Consider the following 19,010-nt stretch of genomic DNA (forward strand, 5'->3'; position numbering starts at 1 on the left):
CCCCTGAAATGCATGGCGCTTCGCGCCGCATTTCCCCGATGCGTCAGCGCTCGATGGAGATGGCGCACGAAGTGCGCATCTCCAGGGGCGCGGGGAACTGCGCGACCAGCCCCACCGGCCGGCAGTCCGGGTCGGACGTCAGGTGGCAGGGCGGGTCCGGTCAGCCGCCGTACACGTCGCGGCAGATCGCCGACTGGGGGCTGTCCGGGCCCCAGCCGCCGTAGCGGCGGCCCAGGGCGCAGACGTCGGTCTGGGCCGGGGGCTTCGGGGCGGGCGGGGGCTCGGCCTCGGCGCGCGGCGCGGGTACGCGCGGGGCGGGCTGCTCCGGGGGAGGGGCGGCGTGCCGGGCGGAGGGAGGGGACGGCGCGGAGTGCGGCTTCGACGGGTGCGGTGAGGCGCCGGTGCGCCGCATGCCGTCGCCCGCCGGGGTCTGGGTGATCGGCCGGTCGGCCCGGCCGTCCGGGCGGGGTTGTGGCGCGGTCACCGACGGGGACGCGGGCCGGTCCGGGACATCGGGTGTGGACACACTCATGCAGCCGGAGGAGGCCGCGGCGGAGACGGCCGCGGCCGCCGTGAGGAGGAGCGAGGCGGGAGTGATCTTTCTGGGCACCCGCGCCACTCTGCTGGACGCCGGGACGCGGACGGAACCGTGGACGCCGAGGATGCCCCGCACGGGTGACGCGGAGGGCGCGGAGGTGCCGCGAGCGCGCGGCCCGGAGCAGCTCAGGAGGTCCGGCGCGGATCCGGCCCGCCGAGCATGCCGTGCAGCAACTCGCCGTAGCCTTCGCGCAGTTCCGCCAGGCTCGGCACCGACGCGTGGAACGTGCCCGCGACGCAGCAGAACATGATCCCCTCCGTCCACGCGACGAGGGACAGCGTGTGCCGCGCGGGATCCGGCGAGCCCGCGGCACGCAGCAGCTCGGTCAGCGGCCCGCGGAACTGGCGGCCGGTCTCGTCGAAGAACGTGCGCAGCTCCGGACGCCGTGTCGCCTCCAGGGCCAACTCGTAGCGACAGACGAGCAGTTGCGGATTCCGGGTCAGATAGCGGTGCAGGGCCAGCGCCATGCCGTCCACGAGGGCGGGCAGGCCGCCCGCCGGTGAGGGCAGCTCGTCGATCGCCAGGACCTGGGCCTCGCGCTCCGCCAGCCGGCGCAGCGTCACCTCCAGGAGGGCGAGCCGGGTGCGGGCGTGGTTCGACGTCGACCCCTGCGGCAGCCCCGCCGTCTCGTCGACGGCCCGGTGCGTCAGACCCCGCATGCCGCGTTCGGCGAGCAGGACCAGGGCGGCGTCGGCGATGAGGTCGGCGCGGGACGGCCGCGCGGCGGACGGTTCGGCGGGGGCGGGGCGGTTCATGGTCGGCAATCTATCGCGATGACTACACCTGTAGTCGAACGCACTACAGGTGTAGTACGGTCGGGCGGAGGGCTCACTACAGATGTAGTGGGCGTGAGCTTCTGGCTTCTGTTCTTCTGTCGCACGGGGAGGCGTCATGACATCGGCCGAGGACACCGCCGTGGTGGTCGGCGGCGGGATCGGCGGGCTCACCGCCGCCCTGGCCCTCCATCTGAGCGGCCGGCGCGTGACCGTGCTGGAGCGCGCCGAGGAGCTGAAGCCGGTGGGCGCGGGCATCGCCCTCGCGCCCAACGCCCTGCGCGCCCTGGACGTGGTCGGCCTCGGGGACGAGATCCGCGACCTGGCCGCGTGGACGGGCGCGGGCGGACTCATGACGCCGGGCGGCCGCTGGCTGTCCCGCTCCGACGCGCGGCGCGCGGAAGAACGCTTCGGCGGTCCGCTGGTGCTGCTGCACCGCGCCACCCTCATCGACAAACTCGCCTCCCGCCTTCCGCACGGCACGGTGCGCACCGGCCGCGCCGCCCGCCTCACCGACCCCGGCGATCCGGCCGATCCGGGCCGCCCGGCGCGGGTGACCGCGGACGGGGAGGAGTTCGCGGCCGGCCTCGTCGTCGGCGCCGCCGGGGTCCGCTCCGCCGTGCGCGGCGCGCTCTTCCCCGGGCACCCCGGGGTCACGTACGCCGGATTCACCACCTGGCGCGTCCTCGTGCCCGCGCTCGACCGGCCCTTCGTCCAGCACGAGAGCTGGGGGCCGGGCCGGCTCTGGGGCACGCATCCCTTCGCCGACGGCACCGTCTACGCGTACGCCGCGGCCATGACCCCGGCCGGAGGCCGGGCGCCCGGCGGTGACGAGAAGGCCGAACTGCTGCGCCGGTTCGGCGACTGGCACGATCCGATTCCCGCGATCCTGGACGCGGCCGAACCCGACCGGGTGCTGCGGCACGACGTCCACCACATCACCGAGCCGCTGTCCGCCCTCCACCGCGGCCGGGTCGCCCTCCTCGGCGACGCCGCGCACGCCATGGCGCCCACGCTCGGCCAGGGCGGCAACCAGGCCATCGAGGACGCCGTCGTCCTCGCCCACCACGCGGCCCCCGGCCGCGCCACGGACCTGGCCGGCTACACGGCGGCCCGCCTCGCCCGCACGAGCGGGATCGTCCGCAGGTCGGCGGCCATCAGCCGGTTCAACATGATGCGCAACCGGCCCGGGATCGCCGTGCGCAACGCGGCGATCCGCGCCGTCGGCGCCCTCGGGCCCGCGCTGCTGCTGCGCGGCATGGACGGCATCGCCGACTGGCGGCCCCCGCAGACCGCCCCGTACCCGGACGGGCGCCGGGAGCGGGTCTGACCTGGCGCGTCTATGCTGCCCGCAGGGAGTCCGGGCCACCATGGGCCCGGGCGAGCGGGGACAAGGGAGCGCGGGCACGTGAAGGTCGGCTGCATCGGACTCGGGGACATCGCGCAGAAGGCGTACCTGCCGGTACTCGGCGCCCAGCCCGGGATCGAGCTGCATCTGCAGACCCGGACGCCCGCCACCCTCGACCGCGTCGCGGACACGCTGCGGCTCCCGCCCGAGCAGCGGCACGCGGACCTCGACGCGCTGCTCGCGCAGGGGCTCGACGCCGCGTTCGTGCACGCCCCGACCTCGGTGCACCCCGAGATCGTCACGCGGCTCCTCGACGCCGGTGTCCCCACGTACGTGGACAAGCCGCTCGCCTACGAACTCGCCGACTCCGAGCGGCTCGTGCGGCTCGCGGAGGAGCGCGGGGTCGGACTCGCCGTCGGCTTCAACCGGCGCTACGCCCCCGGATACACGCAGTGCGCCGACCATCCGCGCGAGCTGATCCTCATGCAGAAGAACCGGGTCGGGCTGCCCGAGGAGCCCCGGGCGATGATCCTCGACGACTTCATCCACGTCGTCGACACACTGCGCTTCCTCGTGCCGGGCGTCGTCGACGACATCACGGTACGGGCGCGGGTCGTGGACGGGCTGCTCCACCACGTCGTGCTGCAGCTCGCCGGGGACGGGTTCACCGCCCTCGGGGTCATGAACCGGCTCAGCGGCTCGGCCGAGGAGATCCTCGAGGTGTCCGGCGAGGACAGCAAGCGGCAGGTGCTGAACCTTGCGGAGGTCATCGACCACAAGGGGCAGCCGACGGTTCGGCGGCGGGGGGACTGGGTGCCCGTGGCCCGTCAGCGGGGCATCGAGCAGGCCGTGGTGGCGTTCCTCGACGGGGTGCGCGGTGGGCATGTCGTGAGTGCGCGGGACGCGCTGGCCACGCATGAGCTGTGCGAGCGGGTCGTCATGGAGGTCAGCCGCATCGGGCGGTGAGGCCTGCGGTCTCGTCGTCCGCTGCGGGCCGTTGGGGCTGGTCGCGCAGTTCCCGGCGCTCCTTGGCCGCATCGGGCGGTGAGCCTTGCCGCCTCGTCGCGGGCCGCGGGCCGGTGGGGCTTCTCGCGCAGTTCCCCGCGCCCCTGGACGGCACACTTCATGCGCCCCAGGGGCCCCGGAGTTCCCGGCGGCTTCAGCGAACGGCGCCGGGGACTCCGGGGCGGGTCGACGGGGACGCCGAGGGGCGCCGCGACCTGCGGAGCAGTTCCGCCGCGCCGAGGGCGACCAGCACCGCGACGGCGCCGTGCACCGGCCAGTCCCCGAACCGCACGTACAGCGTCGTACCTTGAGCCGTCGGCACGTCGAAGACGCGGGCCGCGCTCGCCGATGTCCCCAGCCACGCGCCCGCCCGCGCCCCGTCGGGCCCGTACACCGCCGACACCCCGGTCAGCGTCGCGTGCACCATCGGGCGCCCGGTCTCCGCCGCCCGCACCGCTGCCAGGGACGCGTGCTGCTCCGGTGCCCAACTGCGCTGGAACGACGACGTCGACGACTGGGCGAGCAGTACCTGTGCCCCGTCCTGCGTCAGCTTCCGCGTCATGTCGGGGAACGCGGACTCGAAGCAGACCAGGGGCCCGACCCGCAGGGCGCCGCCACCGTTCCCGTTCCGCACGTCCATGACGACCTGCCGGGTGCCCCGCATGCGGTCCTCGCCCGCCGCCCTGCCCACGGACGTGGCCCAGCCCAGCAGCCCGCGCGCCGGCACGTACTCGCCGAACGGGACGAGCCGCATCTTGTCGTAGCGTGCGCCGGTCGGCCCGTCGGGCCCGATCAGCACCGAGCTCTTGTAGATGCCCTGGGCCCCTGAGCCGTCCGACGCGGGGCGCCGCGCGTCCACGTTGACCAGCACGTCCGCGCCCACCGCCCGGGACAGCGCCGCGATCCGGCGGGCCAGGTCGGGGCGTTCGGTCAGGTCGTAGCCGACGCTGCTCTCGCCCCACACGACCAGGTCGACGTCCCGTCCGATCAGCTCCCGGGTCAGCGCCTCCTCGCGGTCGAAGCGGCGCTCCGCGCTCGCGTCCCCGGTCACCGTCCCGGCCTGCACCACCGCGATCCGTGTCCGCCCGTCCGTCTCGGGGCGCGGCGCCCAGGCCCACGCGACCCCCGTCACGGTGATGGTCGCGACGAGCCCCGCCACGGCCGGCGTACGCGCCTCACGGGCCACGAGCAGCACCACGATCGCCGTGTTCACCGTGACCACCAGCAGGCTCACCAGCCACACCCCGCCCACGGACGCGAGCCGCAGCGCGGGCACCACCTGCCACTGGCTGGACCCGAGCAGGCCCCACGGCCCGCCCAACCCCTCCCAGGAGCGCACCAGTTCCACCATCAGCCAGCCCGAGGGAACGGCGACGAGCGCGGCCGCCGCCTGCCCCGGCGTGGGCGTCCCGTGCAGCAGCCGCCGCAGCAGCAGCCCCCACGGCGCCCACAAGGCGCCGAGCAGCGCCGCGATGACGACCGTGAACACGTGCAGACTCGGCAGCAGCCAGTGGTGCACGGCGAGCATGAACCCGAGGCCGCCGAGCCAGCCGTCCAGGGCGGCCCGGCGCGGTGTGTCCGCCGAGCGCGCCAGCAGCATCCACGGCACGAGCGCGACGTAGGCGAACCACCACAACGACGGCGCGGGGAACGCCAGCGCCGGCAGCGCGCCCGCCCCGGCCGCCGCCCCGCCCCGCCACCAGGGCGACACGTCGAGCCGCCGCCGCCAACCCACCATGGGCCGCGCCTCCCGTCCTCGTACGAGACCTGCAGAGGTCCCTTCAGTGTGCGCGCCCCGGGCGATCAACGACAGTGGGCCCCGGCGGCGCGGGTCAGGAGCCGCCCGGGGCGCTCGCCGCGCGCTCCGGCAGGCGGCGCCACTTCTCGTGCACGGTGACCCGGTGCAGACGCCAGCCGGCGTGCGTCCTGACCAGGCCGAACGCGTAGCGGCCGCCACACTCGAAGTCCGGGGCCGTGCCGTCGCCGGGGAACCGCATCGGGTTGATGTAGTCGGCCTGGACCAGCGCCTCGTCGCCCACGTCGCGGTCGAGCCGGCCGAACCGCACCCGGCGGTTGACGATCAGATGCTGCCGTATCGGGAACAGCTCCATCGTCTCGGAAAGCCAGCGCGCGATCTCCTCCGCACTGCCCTCCACGCCGCCCGCCGTGCGGTAGTCGGCGCGGCCGCCGGGAGCGAACAGGGCGCGGTACGCCGCCCAGTCGCCGTCGTCCACGGCCACCGCGTAGTCGGTCACCAGCTCGTCGACGGCGAGCCGGTCGAGGACGGTCGCGAGTTCCACACGCTGCGTCATCGGATCAGTGTCGAGTGTGCGGTGCGCGGATCCAAGAGGCGTGCGCCGACCGGACGTTGAGGCGTGGCACTTTTGCGACAGCGGGTCCGTTACGGTGGCCCGCATGTCAGCTGAATTGAACACGACGGCATCCGCGGCGGTCACCGGACCGGTCACCGCCGACGACGTCGCCCAGGCCGTGCGGCTCGCCGTGACCACACTGCGCCCCGCCGCCGCGGCCGACTGGGACGCCCCCGCGGGCCCTCTCACCTGGACCTGCTGGGAGACCGGCGAACACCTCGCCGACGACCTCTTCTTCTACGCCGCGGGCATCGGCTCCCTGAGCCCGAGAACCGAACCCGGCGATCCCTACGGCGGCGACCGGCGCCGCCCCGAGGGTCCGTTGAACACCGTCACGGCCGACCGCGAGGGCGGAGCCGAGGCCATGTTCCGCACACTGGAGGACTGCGGCGGGCTGCTCGTCGCCGTGGTGCGGGCCACGCCGCCGACTGCCCGCGGCCACCACGTGTTCGGCGTCAGCGACCCCGAGGGCTTCGCCGCGATGGGCGTCGTCGAGACCCTCGTGCACACCCACGACCTCGCGCTCGGCCTGGGAGTCCCCTTCGAGGCGCCCGCGGACCTGTGCGCCCGCTCGCTGCGCCGCCTCTTCCCCGACGTGCCGCGGGACACCCCGCCCTGGCCGACCCTGCTGTGGGCGACGGGCCGCGGCGACCTGCCCGGTCACGCGCGCCGGACCTCGTGGCGCTGGTACGGTGCGCCCGGCGCGACGTGATCATCGTCCTGAGGGACCGCACCCCGTCCGGGAGGACTCCTTGACCCGCCCCCGCACCCTCGTCACCGGCGGCAGCCGCGGCATCGGCGCCGCCACCGCGCTGCGCCTCGCGCACGACGGCCACGACATCGCGCTGTCCTACGTCAGCGACAAGGACGCGGCCGAACGCACTGCGGACGCCGTGCGCGACGCCGGCGCCCGCTGTGTCGTCGCCCGGGCCGACACCTCCCGGGAGGCCGACGTCGAGCGCCTCTTCGACCTCGCGCAGGCCGAACTCGGCGCGCTCACCGGCCTGGTGAACAACGCGGGCGTCACCGCCCCGCTCGGCCCGCTCGCCGACACCAGCACCGACGACCTGCGCCGCGTCGTCGACGTGAACGTGCTCGGAGTCCTGCTCTGCTGCCGCCGCGCCGCCCGCGACATGGGCGCCGCCGGCGAAGGCGCCATCGTGAACGTGTCCTCGGCCGCCGCCACCCTCGGCAGCCCCGGCGACTACGTCCACTACGCCGCCTCGAAGGCCGCCGTCGACACCATCACCCTGGGCCTCGCCAAGGAGCTCGGGCCGCTCGGCGTACGGGTCAACGCGGTGGCGCCCGGCATCATCGACACGGAGATCCACGCGGCGAGCGGCGACCCCGGCCGGGCCGCGGCCGCGGCGCCCGGCATCCCGCTGCGTCGGCCCGGCACGGCGGAGGAGGTCGCGGCGGCGATCGCCTGGCTGCTCTCGCCCAGCGCGGCGTACACGACGGGCACGGTGCTCAGGGTGGCCGGCGGGCGCTGACCCGCACGGCGCGGGCGCTGGCCCGGTCAGGCGGCCTCCGGGACCTCCGACCGGGTCGCTTCCGCCCACTCGGTGACCAGCAGCGCGTACTGCGCCCGCTGCTCCGCGGTCAGGCGGCCCCCCGCCCGCAGCCACAGGCTGCGGATCTGCTCGTTCACCTCGTCGGCGGACCGCGAGGGACGGGAAATGACAGGCGGCATGTGCCAAGGCTACGTGCGCGCTGCCCGGTTGGGAACCCTGAGCGAGCGTTCGAGTGCGCCAAGTGATCGAATGTGAGCGGGAGTTGACGGTTCGGGGTGCACGTGGCGGCCGGCCCGCCGCGCCGGCACTCCGCAGGTCACGGCCGTCGTGCCCTCGTAGGGTGGAAGCGCACGCGACGGTCGTCCCGAGCCGTCGACTCCCGTGGAGGACGTCATGCCCGAGACCGAGCCCGCCGGTGACGACCGGGGCGCGCTCATGAGCACCGTCTTCGGCCACATGGCCGCCCAGGCCCTCGCCGCCGCCGTACGCCTCGACGTCGCCGACCGGCTCGGCGACCACCCCCGGGACGCCGCCGACGTCGCCGCGGACCTGGGCACCGACCCCGACGGCACCCGCCGGCTGCTCCGGGCCCTCGCCGCCTCCGGACTGGCCACCGAGTCCCGGCCCGGCGCCTTCGCCCTGACCGCCCGAGGGGCCCTGCTGCGCACCGACCGCGCGGACTCCATGGCCGATTTCGTCCGGATGTTTCTGGACCCGGCGATGATCGGCGCCTGGGCCCGGCTCGACGAGAGCGTCCGCACCGGCGGGCCCGTCTTCGCCGACCTGTTCGGCACGGACTTCTTCGGCCACCTCGCCGCGCACCCGGAGCTGTCCCGGGCGTTCAACGCGTCGATGCGTCAGGGCGGCCGTGCCGCGGCCGCGCTGCTGCCCGCGGTGCTCGACCTGTCCGGCGCCCGCTCGGTCACCGACGTGGGCGGCGGCGACGGCGCCGTGCTCGCCGCCGTCCTGTCCGCGTACCCGGGGCTGCGTGGCGTCCTGTTCGAGACGCCGATGGCCGCCGCCGACGCGGGGCCGGTCCTTGAAGCGGCCGGAGTCACCGACCGCTGCACCGTCGTGACCGGCGACTTCTTCGCCTCCGTGCCCGCCGGATCGGACGTCTACCTGCTCAAGGGCGTCGTCCACGACTGGGACGACGACCGGGCCGCCACGCTTCTCGGCCACGTCCGCGCGGTGCTGCCGGCCCACGGCCGGATCCTGGTCGTCGAGGTCGTGCTTCCGGACACCGTCGACGGGACACAGCCGCCCATGATGTATCTCGGCGACCTGAACATGCTGGTCAACGTGGGCGGGCGCGAGCGCACCGAGGCGGAGTTCCGGGCGCTGTGCGCGCGGGCGGGGCTCGCCGTGACGCGGCTGACGCGGCTGCCGGAACCGGTGGGGCTCTCGGTGATCGAGGCGGTCCGGGCCGTCCAGACCGTCCAGGCCTGAGGTCAGCCCGCCGACTCGGCCGCGTGCGGGCTCAGGACGCCCAGCGACACGAGGACGAACAGGGCGATGCCGAGCGCGATCCGGTAGTAGACGAACGGCATGAAGCTCTTCGTCGAGATGAACTTCATCAGCCAGGCGATGATCGCGTAGCCGACGCCGAACGCGATGACCGTGGCGAAGATCGTCGGCCCCCACGAGACGTGGCCGCCCTCCGTCGCGTCCTTCAGCTCGAAGACGCCCGAGGCGAGCACCGCGGGGATGGCCAGCAGGAACGAGTAGCGGGCCGCCGACTCGCGCGTGTAGCCGAGGAAGAGGCCGCCGCTGATGGTCGCGCCGGACCGAGAGACGCCCGGGATCAGCGCCATCGCCTGGCACAGGCCGTAGATCAGGCCGTCCTTGACCGACAGGTCCTTGAGCTCCTTGCGCGAGCGCACGGCGCGGTGCCGGCCGCCCAGCTCGTCACGCGCCGCGAGCCGGTCCGCGATGCCGAGGACGACGCCGAGCACGATCAGCGTCGTCGCCGTCAGACGCAGATCACGGAACGGGCCCTCGATCTGGTCCTTGAACGCGAGGCCCAGCACGCCGATGGGTATGGAGCCGACGATCACCAGCCAGCCCATCTGGGCGTCGTGGTCGCCGCGCAGCGTCTTGTCGGTGAGCGACCTGAACCACGCCGAGATGATCCGCGCGATGTCCTTGCGGAAGTAGATCACCACCGCGGTCTCGGTGCCGAGCTGGGTGATCGCCGTGAAGGCCGCCCCCGGGTCGTGCCAGCCGGCGAACGCGGCGGTGAGCCGCAGATGGGCGCTCGACGAGATCGGCAGGAACTCTGTCAGCCCCTGGACGAGTCCGAGAATGAATGATTCGAACCAAGACATGGAGGAGAGACGCGATCCAGGTGACGGGACGGAAGACCGGTTCCCGCGAACGCGGTCCGGGCAGGGCGAGGCGCACCCGCATGGGTCGCGGGCGAACGCGGGGGCAGCGTAGCGCCCGAAAATGACGGGCCTCCCACGGGGTCGCGTCCCCCGTGCGCGGACCCGCCCCGAGTGTCCGGAATGTACCGGCGGCGGCGCGGGCGCGCGGTCAGGCGGCCTCGGGGCCCGACGTCGTCCAGCCCGGCGCCTGCGGGTGGGCCCGCAGGTCCTCGTGGCGCACCGCCTCGCCGCACTCGGCGCAGGTCACGACGGGCCGCAGGTCGTGACCGCAGCCGTGCTCGATCACCATCGGGCGGTCGTCGCGCAGATGGCGGTCGCCCCAGGCCATGAGCGTCATCAGCACCGGCTCGAGCTCCAGGCCGGCCTGGGTCGGGCGGTACTCGAAGCGCTGCGGCCGCTCCTGGTAGGCGACCTTCTCCAGGATCCCGGCCTCGACGAGCCGCTTGAGGCGGGCGGCCAGGATGTCGCGCGGCGCCCCGATGTTCCGGACGAGCCGGTCGAAGCGGCCGTTGCCCAGGCACACCTCGCGGAGCACGAGCAGGGAGTGCTTCTCGCCGACCACGGCCAGGGTGTCGGCGATCGAGCAGGGGCGCGGGTCCTTGGCGGCAGCTGGCATGCGGCCAGTGTAGGGGCCGCCGCAATGGAGGGTTTGATTTCCCAACTCGCAGCGCTATGGTGAGTCCGGATTTCCTACTCACGCGTAACCGCACACGCCCCGGAGGCCCGAGCCATGCGTGACGCCGTCATCGTCGAAGCCGTACGCACCCCGATCGGAAAGGGCAGGCCGAGCGGCGCGCTCGCCCACGTCCACCCCGTCGAACTCCTCGCCCACACCCTGCGCGCCCTCGTCGACCGGACCGGGATCGACCCCGCGCTCGTCGACGACGTCATCGGCGGCACCGTCGACCAGGTCGCCGAGCAGGCCATGAACACCACCCGCTACGCCGTCCTGTCCGCCGGCTTCCCCGAGACCGTGCCCGCCACCACGGTCGACCGGCAGTGCGGCTCCTCCCAGCAGGCGGTCCACTTCGCCGCGCAAGGCGTCCTGTCCGGCGCCTACGACCTCGCGATCGCCTGCGGCGTCGAGTCGATGAGCCGCGTCCCCATGTGGTCGAACGTGCCGGAAGGGGCCGACCCCTTCGGCCCGGGGGTCGCCGCGCGCTACCCGGAGGGCCTCGTGCCACAGGGCATCAGCGCCGAGCTGATCGCCGCGAAGTGGGGGCTGTCCAGGGAGCGGATGGACGCGTACGCCGTCGCGTCGCACGCCAAGGCCGCAGCCGCCCGGGACGCCGGACTGTTCGACGCCGAGGTCGCCCCGCTCGACGGCGTCACACGCGACGAGTCCGTGCGTCCCGGCACCTCGCTCGACGTCCTCGGCGGACTCAAGCCCGCCTACTACGACCCCGCGTTCGAGGAGCGGTTCCCCCAGATCACCTGGGACGTGACCGCGGGCAACGCCAGCCCGGTCAACGACGGCGCCGCCGCCCTGCTGATCACCACCAGCGAGCACGCGGCCCGGCTCGGCCTGCGCCCGCTGGCCCGGCTGCACTCCTTCGCCGTCACCGGCTCCGACCCGCTCCTCATGCTGACCGGCGTCGTGCCCGCCACCGAGAAGGTGCTCCAGCGGGCCGGACTCGACCTCGGCGACATCGACCTGTTCGAGGTCAACGAGGCCTTCGCCGCCGTCGTCCTCGCCTGGCTGCGGGAGACCGGCGCCGACCCGGCCCGGCTGAACGTGCACGGCGGCGCCCTCGCCCTCGGCCACCCCTTGGGCGCCAGCGGGGCGCGCCTGATGACCACGATGGTGCACGCGCTGCGCGCCCGCGGCGCCCGCTACGGACTGCAGACCATGTGCGAGGCCGGGGGACTCGCCAACGCCACGATCGTCGAGGCCCTCTGAGCCCGGCGGCGGTCAGACCCCGGACGGCTCGCCGGAGCGGACCCGGTGCTTCAGGGCGTGGCGCTTGCGCCAGGCGACCGCCGCGCCCGCCAGCATCGTCACCACGATGAACCCCGTCGACACCAGGAACACCGGGGACGTGGGCGTCGCCGCCGTGGCGCCCGCCACCACGTACGCCGCCGTGTTCGGGATCGAACCCAGCCCTGTCGCCACGAGGAACGGGGTCCAGCCCATGCGGGACACCGAGGCGCAGTAGTTCGCCGCCCAGAACGGGACACCGGGGAACAGCCGGACCGCCAGCATCGAGCGGAAACCGTGCCGGCTGAGCTGCCCGTCCGCCGCCTTGAGCCAGCGCCCGCGCAGCAGCGGGCGCAGCGCGTCCTGCCCGAGGATCCTGCCCAGCCCGAACGCGATCCCCGCGCCGAGCACCGTCCCGCCGATCGCGCCGGCCAGCCCGAGCGCGGACCCGAACAGCGCTCCCGCCGCCAGACTGATGAACGGCCGCGGCACGAACGCCACCGTGCACAGCCCGTACGCCACCGTGAACAGGACCAGCGCGGCCGCGCCGTCCACCTGCGGCGGCCAGCCCCGCTCCAGCAGGCGCTGCGGCTCGAACAGCAGCACCGAGGTCGCCCCCGCCGCGAGCAGCATCACCAGGAGCGACAGCCGTGACCAGGGAGAAAGGAGCACCCTGGTGCAGCGCGTGGTGAACCCGGCGGGACGGGCGGGGACGGTCTCGAACATCCGGGGAGAGTAACCGACCTCTCCGTAAGATCGCCGTAGGGTGGGTCTCACCTGCCAGGTCTCACCGGCCTTGCCCCACCTGCCGGGTCCCGTCGCCCAGGGGGAGCGCGATGTCCGTCCTCACACCGCCGCCCAGCGCGCTCGCCGACACGATCCTGTCCCGGCTGCCCACCGCGTACGGGGCCGTGGCGGACCCCGGGCGCGCGGCGACGATGCGCGCCTACATGAAGGACGTCGCCCCGTTCCTCGGACTGCCCCGACCGGTGCGCAAGGAGCGGACCCGGGCCGTGCTGGCCGGCACGCCGCGCCCCGGCGAACGCGACCTCACAGCCGTCGCACTGCGCTGCTGGGCCCTGCCCGAGCGCGAGTACGCGTACTTCGCCGTCGACTACCTGTGCCGCCACAAGGGCAAGCTCACCTCCGCCTTCCTTCCCGTCGCCCGGCACCTGATCACGACCGACCCGTGGTGGGACACCGTCGACCTGCTCGCCGCACACGTCGTCGGCGCCCTCGTCGCCGCGGACCCGGCGCTCACCGCCGAGATGGACCGCTGGATCGCCGACGACGACATCTGGCTCGCCCGCACCGCCCTGCTCCACCAGCTCCGCCGCGCGGACACCACCGACACGGAGCGCCTCTTCGGGTACTGCCTGCGCCGGGCGGGCGACAGCGAGTTCTTCCTCCGCAAGGCCATCGGCTGGAGCCTGCGCGCGTACGCGAAGACCGACCCCGACGCCGTACGGGCCTTCGTCGCCGCGCACCGGGACGAGCTCGCGCCGCTGTCCGTGCGCGAGGCGCTCAAGCACACCGGCCCCTGACAACTCCCGCGCCGGGCGCGGAAAATCGTTCGACGCCCGCCGCCGGGTCGGCGATGATCTGCCTCATGTTCCGGCACGCCACTCACGCAGCTACGCCCGCAGTCGCGGGCGCTGCTCGGGCTGCCGCCACCCACTTCCTCGCAGCAGCCGTCGACGGCGCGCGAAGCTGACCCTCTCCGGACACTCCGGCGGACCCCGCAGGGGGAGGGTCGGTACCGCTCAGGGGTCCCCGCCTCACACAGGAGGCTTCACTTTTTCTGTTCCGGAAGGGACCACCCAGTCATGCCCAAGACGGCATACGTGCGCACCAAGCCGCACCTCAACATCGGCACCATGGGCCACGTCGACCACGGCAAGACCACGCTGACCGCCGCCATCACCAAGGTCCTCGCCGAGCGCGGCTCCGGCACCTTCGTGCCGTTCGACCGCATCGACAAGGCGCCCGAGGAGGCGCAGCGCGGCATCACCATCAACATCGCGCACGTCGAGTACGAGACCGACACCCGGCACTACGCGCACGTGGACATGCCGGGCCACGCCGACTACGTCAAGAACATGGTCACGGGCGCCGCCCAGCTCGACGGGGCCATCCTCGTCGTCTCCGCGCTCGACGGGATCATGCCGCAGACCGCCGAGCACGTGCTCCTCGCCCGGCAGGTCGGCGTCGACCACATCGTCGTCGCGCTCAACAAGGCGGACGCCGGCGACGACGAGCTCACCGACCTCGTGGAGCTTGAGGTGCGCGAGCTGCTCTCCTCGCACGGATACGGCGGCGACTCCGTCCCCGTCGTCCGGGTCTCCGGGCTGCGCGCCCTGGAGGGCGACCCGCGCTGGACGGCCGCCGTCGAGGCGCTGCTCGACGCCGTGGACACGTACGTGCCGATGCCCGAGCGGTACGTGGACGCCCCGTTCCTGCTGTCCGTCGAGAACGTGCTGACGATCAGCGGGCGCGGCACCGTCGTCACCGGCGCCGTCGAGCGCGGGCGCGTCCGCGTCGGGGACCGGGTCCGCGTGTACGGGACCGAGGCCCTCAAGGACGCGGAGACCGTCGTCACCGGCGTCGAGACCTTCGGCAAGCCGATGGAGGAGGCGCAGGCGGGGGACAACGTGGCGCTGCTGCTGCGCGGTGTCCCGCGCGACGCCGTGCGGCGCGGCCACGTCGTCGCCGAGCCGGGCAGCGTCCGGCCCGCGCGGCGCTTCACCGCGCAGGTGTACGTGCTCTCCGCGAAGGAGGGCGGGCGCAGTACGCCGCTCTCCACCGGGTACCGGCCGCAGTTCTATCTGCGCACGGCGGACGTCGTGGGGGACGTCGACCTCGGGGAGGCCGGTGTCGCCCGGCCCGGCGAGACGGTCACCATGACCGTCGAGCTGGGACGGGACGTGCCCCTGGAGGCGGGGCTCGGCTTCGCGATCCGCGAGGGCGGGCGCACGGTCGGGGCCGGCACCGTGTCGGCCGTGCTGATGTAGGGGGCGGCGCCTTCTGAAGGGGGCGTGGGGCTGTGCGGCCCCGCGCCTTCCCCCTCCTTGGGCCCGGCACAATAGGGGCGTGAGCGAACCAGAAGTCGAGGCCATACCCGTCGGGCGCGTTGTCGATCACGGCTTCGCCAAGCTGATGCCGGACGTCGATCGGCGGCGGGCCTGGTTGCTCACGGTGGACGGGGCTCCGCAGTCGTACGTCGATCTCGACGATCCGACGCATCTGGAGTTCGAGTACGCGCGGCGCCTCGGGCACGTCCTCGACCGCGCCGGCGACGAGGGCCGCGCGCTCGACGTGCTGCACCTCGGCGGCGGCGCCCTCACCCTGCCCCGGTACGTGGCCGCCACCCGGCCGGGCTCGCGGCAGGACGTCGTCGAGGCCGACCGGGGGCTGCTCGCGCTGGTCGGCGAGCATCTGCCGCTGCCCGCCGGAGTGGACGTGCGCGTGCACGGCGAGGACGCCCGCGCCTGGCTCGCGGCGGCGCCCGACGACGCGGCGGACGTGCTCGTCGCCGACGTGTTCGGCGGCTCCCAGGTGCCCGCCCATCTGACGACGCTCGCCTACGCGCGGGAGGCCGACCGGGTCCTCAGGCCCGGCGGCGTCTACGCGGCCAACCTCGCCGACGGCGCACCCTTCGCGTTCCTGCGGTCCCAACTGGCCACCTTCGCCGAGGTGTTCGCCCACCTCGCGGTGATCGCCGAGCCCGCCGTGCTGCGCGGGCGGCGGTTCGGGAACGCGGTGCTGATCGCCTCCCAGGACGAGATCGACGTGGCCGAACTGGCCCGGCGCACGGCACGTGACGCGTTCCCCGCGCGGGTCGAGCACGGTGCCGGGCTGCGCCGTCTCATCGGGGACGCGCGGCCCGTGACGGACGCCGACGCGGTGCCCTCGCCGCTGCCGCCGGGCGGCTCGTTCAGCGTGGGGTGAGCTCCGCGGGGTCCGAGGGCTCGCCGGCCTTGACCGGTTCGGGCGCGCGGCGCCGCAGGTTGCGTACGTCGGGCACGCACAGGACGGCCGCCGTGGCGAGCACCACCAGGGCCGCGCAGCCCCACAGGGCGGGGGAGCGGCCGAAGGCCGACTCGGCGGGGCCGGCCAGAGCGGTCGCCAGCGGCACCATCGCCACCGAGCCGAACCAGTCGTAGGCCGAGACCCGGGACAGTTTCTCCTCGGGTATCTCCTGGTGCAGTGCGGTGATCCAGGAGACACCGAAGATCTCGATCGTGACGCCGCTGACGAACATGACCGCGACCAGGGCCGGCAGCGGCACGGGCACGGCGAGCGCGGCCGACGGCAGGGCCAGCGAGAAGACGGCCACGGATCCGGCGAGCAGGAGGCGCTGCGGCTTCCAGCGCATCATCAGCAGGCCGCCGAGGATCGTGCCGGCGCCGAACGCGCCGAGCGCCAGACCCCAGGGGCCCGCCCCGCCCAGTTCGTCCCGGGCGACCAGCGGTCCGAACACCGACTCGGCGGCGCCGACGACGGCGACCACCACCGAGAACTGGGCGATGACGGCCCACAGCCAGGGGCGCCCCACGACCTCCCGCCAGCCGTCGCGGATGTCCGCGAGCAGCCCGGAGCCCGGTGCGCGCGGCGCGATGTGGCCGATGTCGAGGAACGCGCGCAGGGCGCCCGCCACCGCGAACGCCGCGGCGTCGAGCGCGAGCACCCAGCCGGGGCCGAGCGCCGCGACCATCGCCCCGCCGAGCGCGGCCCCGCCGACGGCGGCGCCGGACATGCCCATCCGGAAGAGCGCGAAGGCGCGGGACGCCTGCTCGCCGGAGACGGAGGACATCAGCATGCCCTCGGCCGCCGGGTTGAAGAACGCCTGGCCGGTGCCGCCGAGGGCGCTGAGCGCCAGCATCTGCCACAGCTGCGGCTCACCCTGGAGGACCAGGAGGGCGAAGGCGCCCTGGGACAGGAAGTTCAGGGCGTTCGCGGCGACCATGACGTGATGGCGGGGCAGCCGGTCGGCGACCGCGCCGCCCACCAGCAGGAAGACCACCAGGAACAGGGTGCGGGCGGCCGCGACCAGGCCCACGTCACCGGCGTCGCCGCCGGCGTCGAGCACGGCGAACGCGGAGGCGATCAGCGCGCCGTGCGAACCGAGCGTCGTGATGAACGCCGACGCCGCGAGCAGCGTGTAGTTCCGCCCCGCCCAGGCGGGGCGGCGCGGACGTCGTGGCTGGTGGGGCGGGGAGGCGGCGGCGTCGGTCACTCAGGGACTATCGCCGCCGCACACCTGTTCTGCCAAGCCGGTTCCCGGCCGCACACCGGCCGGGAGCGGTTGTGCTACTGGGCCTCGGGGTCCTCGTAGTAGCGCACGGAGTTGAGGATCTTGGTGATCGTCGCGTCCGACAGCTCGTTCTTGACGCCCTTGGCGGCCCACAGGTCCCAGGACACGAAGTCGCCGACGCCGTTCTGGAAGGCGAAGACCACGGCCTTGCCCTCACTGGCGCACTTGCCCTTCTTGGGGCTGCCCTCGGAGTGGGCCTTGATCAGGCTGCCCTTGATGCCCTGACTGTTGGTGAAGTCCTGGGGCTTGCCGGGCTTGACCGCCTTGGTGGACGGCTCGGTGTAGCCGCCGTAGATCCACCACGGGATGCGGTTCTGGGCGGCTTCCTTGGCGGTCTTCGCGCCGTTCTCACCACGGGTGCCGACGCCGGCCAGCGAGGTGTCCTCGTCGCGGCCGTCCTTGTCGGAGTCCTCGGTGCACCACTTGGACTGGAGCTCGGCGGGAGCGGAGACGGTGGTCATCCCGTGCTCCTTCTTGCCGTCCTTGCCCTTGTAGTCGTACTCGAAGCCGATGATCTGGTCCGAGCCGCTGGTGCTGACCTCCCAGCCGGGCGGCACGTCGAACACCGTCTTGTGCTTGGTGTTCACGACAGGCTGCCAGCCGGCGACGACCGGCTGCACCGCGTTGTCTCCGCCGCGCGGGTTCGCCGCGGACGCGCTCGCGCTGGGCTCCTTGCTCGCCGGAGCGGACGCCGAGGCCTTGGGCGACTTCTTCGGATCACCCTTGGCGTCGTCGTCCTTGTCCCCGCCGAGCACCAGGAAACCGGTCACGCCCGCGGCCACGACTACGGCGGCCGCGGCGACGATGGCGACGATCTTCGTCTGGTTCCCGCCGCCGCCCTTCGGCGCCTGGGGCGGACCCATCGGCGTCGTCGGCGCGTTCCAGGCAGGCTGTTGCTGCTGCTGGTACGGGTTGGGCTGCTGCTGGTACCCCGGCTGCTGATAGGGGTTCGGCTGCTGGTACCCCGGCTGCTGATACGGGTTGGGTCCCGGCTGATTCGGGTCCTGCGGGTTCTGCTCGCCCCCGGGCGGCTGCGTTCCTGGCCACATGGCCGTCAACGATAGAGGGTTCCGGGGCCACGGATGTCCCTGCCCTGTACCGGACGTGCAACGTTCCGGCGGACGAAGGCGGCGCGGCTGGGGCATTTGGGGACGCCGGGGAGGGGATGGCCAAGGAGGCTACTCGTGGGTAACCTACGGGTATGAGCGCAGACCAGATGTCCATCGGCGACATGCTCGCCGCCACCGTGCCGATGGCCCGCACGCTGAACCTCGAGTTCCAGGAGACGACGCCGGACAAGGCCGTCGTCTCGCTGCCCGACCAGGCGGACTACCACAACCACGTCGGCGGCCCGCACGCCGGCGCCATGTTCACGCTGGCCGAGTCCGCGAGCGGGGCCATCGTCCTCGCCGCCTTCGGTGACCAGCTCTCGCGCGCCGTGCCGCTGGCCGTCAGCGCCGAGATCGCGTACAAGAAGCTGGCCATGGGCCCGGTCACCGCCACGGCCACCCTCGGCCGCCCGGCCGCCGACGTCGTCGCCGAGCTGGACGCGGGCGAGCGCCCGGAGTTCCCGGTCAGCATCGCCATCACGCGCGCGGACGGCGCCGTGACCGGCGAGATGACCGTTGTGTGGACCCTGCGGCCCAACAGCTGATCCGGACCGAACAGGCCGAACAGGTAGGCTTCCCGAGGCGCGCGGCACAGGGGGCGCGCACCCAGGCCCTGCCGTCACCGTCCCGCCTGCCGGGCACCCGACGCCGCCCGGCCGCCCTCCGGGCGCC

20 protein-coding genes are annotated in these 19,010 nt (G+C 73.9%); 10 read left to right on the plus strand and 10 right to left on the minus strand.

What is annotated here, in order from left to right; translation table 11 throughout:
* Nucleotides 1–160 precede the first annotated feature (160 nt).
* Together ACFW9D_RS31445 and ACFW9D_RS31450 are read right to left on the minus strand one after the other, a co-directional pair.
* The gene (locus tag ACFW9D_RS31445) at nt 161–610 is read right to left on the minus strand and encodes a hypothetical protein (protein WP_384627546.1); all 450 of its coding nucleotides are present in this window, start codon (nt 608–610) and stop codon (nt 161–163) included.
* Between the two features lie 113 nt (nt 611–723).
* Nucleotides 724–1,353 (minus strand): TetR/AcrR family transcriptional regulator, encoded by a 630-nt coding sequence (locus ACFW9D_RS31450; protein ID WP_188340154.1) that lies wholly within the window; start codon nt 1,351–1,353, stop codon nt 724–726.
* Between the two features lie 136 nt (nt 1,354–1,489).
* On the opposite strand from ACFW9D_RS31450, the gene ACFW9D_RS31455 reads away from it, so the two are divergent.
* The gene (locus ACFW9D_RS31455; RefSeq protein WP_384627549.1) at nt 1,490–2,701 is read left to right on the plus strand and encodes an FAD-dependent monooxygenase; all 1,212 of its coding nucleotides are present in this window, start codon (nt 1,490–1,492) and stop codon (nt 2,699–2,701) included.
* A gap of 78 nt (nt 2,702–2,779) precedes the next feature.
* Nucleotides 2,780–3,685: a Gfo/Idh/MocA family protein gene (locus ACFW9D_RS31460; protein ID WP_384627552.1), complete on the plus strand. Its 906-nt coding sequence runs from the start codon at nt 2,780–2,782 to the stop codon at nt 3,683–3,685.
* A gap of 193 nt (nt 3,686–3,878) precedes the next feature.
* Here the strand turns inward: ACFW9D_RS31460 and lnt are convergent, their stop codons facing one another.
* Nucleotides 3,879–5,462, minus strand: coding sequence for an apolipoprotein N-acyltransferase (gene lnt / locus ACFW9D_RS31465; protein ID WP_384627555.1), 1,584 nt, complete (start codon nt 5,460–5,462; stop codon nt 3,879–3,881).
* Nucleotides 5,463–5,556: 94 nt separating this feature from the next.
* Entirely contained in the window at nt 5,557–6,036 is a 480-nt protein-coding gene (locus tag ACFW9D_RS31470) for a nuclear transport factor 2 family protein (protein ID WP_384627558.1), read from the minus strand.
* Between the two features lie 103 nt (nt 6,037–6,139).
* Here ACFW9D_RS31470 and ACFW9D_RS31475 point away from each other — a divergent pair, with 103 nt between their 5' ends.
* Complete coding sequence (locus ACFW9D_RS31475) at nt 6,140–6,808, plus strand: hypothetical protein (RefSeq protein ID WP_384627562.1); 669 nt, start codon at nt 6,140–6,142, stop codon at nt 6,806–6,808.
* A 40-nt stretch (nt 6,809–6,848) separates the two neighbouring features.
* A complete protein-coding gene (locus ACFW9D_RS31480) occupies nt 6,849–7,589 on the plus strand; it encodes an SDR family oxidoreductase (protein ID WP_188340160.1) in 741 nt (246 codons plus the stop codon).
* A 26-nt stretch (nt 7,590–7,615) separates the two neighbouring features.
* Here the strand turns inward: ACFW9D_RS31480 and ACFW9D_RS31485 are convergent, their stop codons facing one another.
* A complete protein-coding gene (locus ACFW9D_RS31485) occupies nt 7,616–7,789 on the minus strand; it encodes a hypothetical protein (protein ID WP_188340161.1) in 174 nt (57 codons plus the stop codon).
* Between the two features lie 214 nt (nt 7,790–8,003).
* On the opposite strand from ACFW9D_RS31485, the gene ACFW9D_RS31490 reads away from it, so the two are divergent.
* Nucleotides 8,004–9,059 carry a methyltransferase gene (locus ACFW9D_RS31490; protein ID WP_384627566.1) on the plus strand — a complete coding sequence of 352 codons (1,056 nt, stop codon included), beginning with the start codon at nt 8,004–8,006 and terminating at the stop codon, nt 9,057–9,059.
* Between the two features lie 2 nt (nt 9,060–9,061).
* Here ACFW9D_RS31490 and ACFW9D_RS31495 read toward each other — a convergent pair whose 3' ends face one another.
* The gene (locus tag ACFW9D_RS31495; RefSeq protein WP_188340163.1) at nt 9,062–9,937 is read right to left on the minus strand and encodes an undecaprenyl-diphosphate phosphatase; all 876 of its coding nucleotides are present in this window, start codon (nt 9,935–9,937) and stop codon (nt 9,062–9,064) included.
* Nucleotides 9,938–10,145: 208 nt separating this feature from the next.
* Nucleotides 10,146–10,613, minus strand: coding sequence for a helix-turn-helix domain-containing protein (locus tag ACFW9D_RS31500; protein ID WP_188340164.1), 468 nt, complete (start codon nt 10,611–10,613; stop codon nt 10,146–10,148).
* Between the two features lie 114 nt (nt 10,614–10,727).
* Here ACFW9D_RS31500 and ACFW9D_RS31505 point away from each other — a divergent pair, with 114 nt between their 5' ends.
* Nucleotides 10,728–11,897 (plus strand): thiolase family protein, encoded by a 1,170-nt coding sequence (locus tag ACFW9D_RS31505; RefSeq protein WP_384627570.1) that lies wholly within the window; start codon nt 10,728–10,730, stop codon nt 11,895–11,897.
* Between the two features lie 12 nt (nt 11,898–11,909).
* Here ACFW9D_RS31505 and ACFW9D_RS31510 read toward each other — a convergent pair whose 3' ends face one another.
* On the minus strand, nt 11,910–12,641 hold the full coding sequence (locus tag ACFW9D_RS31510) for a TVP38/TMEM64 family protein (RefSeq protein ID WP_188340166.1): 732 nt from the start codon (nt 12,639–12,641) through the stop codon (nt 11,910–11,912).
* 110 nt (nt 12,642–12,751) lie between these two features.
* Here ACFW9D_RS31510 and ACFW9D_RS31515 point away from each other — a divergent pair, with 110 nt between their 5' ends.
* From ACFW9D_RS31515 to ACFW9D_RS31525, 3 genes are all read left to right on the plus strand, one after another.
* A complete protein-coding gene (locus ACFW9D_RS31515; RefSeq protein WP_384627573.1) occupies nt 12,752–13,459 on the plus strand; it encodes a DNA alkylation repair protein in 708 nt (235 codons plus the stop codon).
* 282 nt (nt 13,460–13,741) lie between these two features.
* On the plus strand, nt 13,742–14,926 hold the full coding sequence (tuf, locus tag ACFW9D_RS31520; RefSeq protein WP_384627576.1) for an elongation factor Tu: 1,185 nt from the start codon (nt 13,742–13,744) through the stop codon (nt 14,924–14,926).
* 145 nt (nt 14,927–15,071) lie between these two features.
* Nucleotides 15,072–15,863, plus strand: a complete 792-nt coding sequence (locus ACFW9D_RS31525) for a spermidine synthase (protein ID WP_384627582.1) — start codon at nt 15,072–15,074, stop codon at nt 15,861–15,863.
* On the opposite strand, the gene ACFW9D_RS31530 is transcribed toward ACFW9D_RS31525, so the two are convergent.
* Together ACFW9D_RS31530 and ACFW9D_RS31535 are read right to left on the minus strand one after the other, a co-directional pair.
* A complete protein-coding gene (locus ACFW9D_RS31530; RefSeq protein WP_384627579.1) occupies nt 15,850–17,151 on the minus strand; it encodes an MFS transporter in 1,302 nt (433 codons plus the stop codon). The two genes, ACFW9D_RS31525 and ACFW9D_RS31530, sit on opposite strands and share 14 nt — an antisense overlap.
* Before the next feature lie 74 nt (nt 17,152–17,225).
* The gene (locus ACFW9D_RS31535) at nt 17,226–18,278 is read right to left on the minus strand and encodes a hypothetical protein (RefSeq protein WP_188340170.1); all 1,053 of its coding nucleotides are present in this window, start codon (nt 18,276–18,278) and stop codon (nt 17,226–17,228) included.
* Nucleotides 18,279–18,430: 152 nt separating this feature from the next.
* Here ACFW9D_RS31535 and ACFW9D_RS31540 point away from each other — a divergent pair, with 152 nt between their 5' ends.
* A complete protein-coding gene (locus ACFW9D_RS31540; protein ID WP_188340171.1) occupies nt 18,431–18,883 on the plus strand; it encodes a DUF4442 domain-containing protein in 453 nt (150 codons plus the stop codon).
* Nucleotides 18,884–19,010 lie beyond the last annotated feature (127 nt).

The sequence above is a fragment of the Streptomyces sp. NPDC059524 genome (assembly GCF_042749255.1).
Taxonomy (GTDB): Bacteria; Actinomycetota; Actinomycetes; order Streptomycetales; family Streptomycetaceae; genus Streptomyces; species Streptomyces xanthii.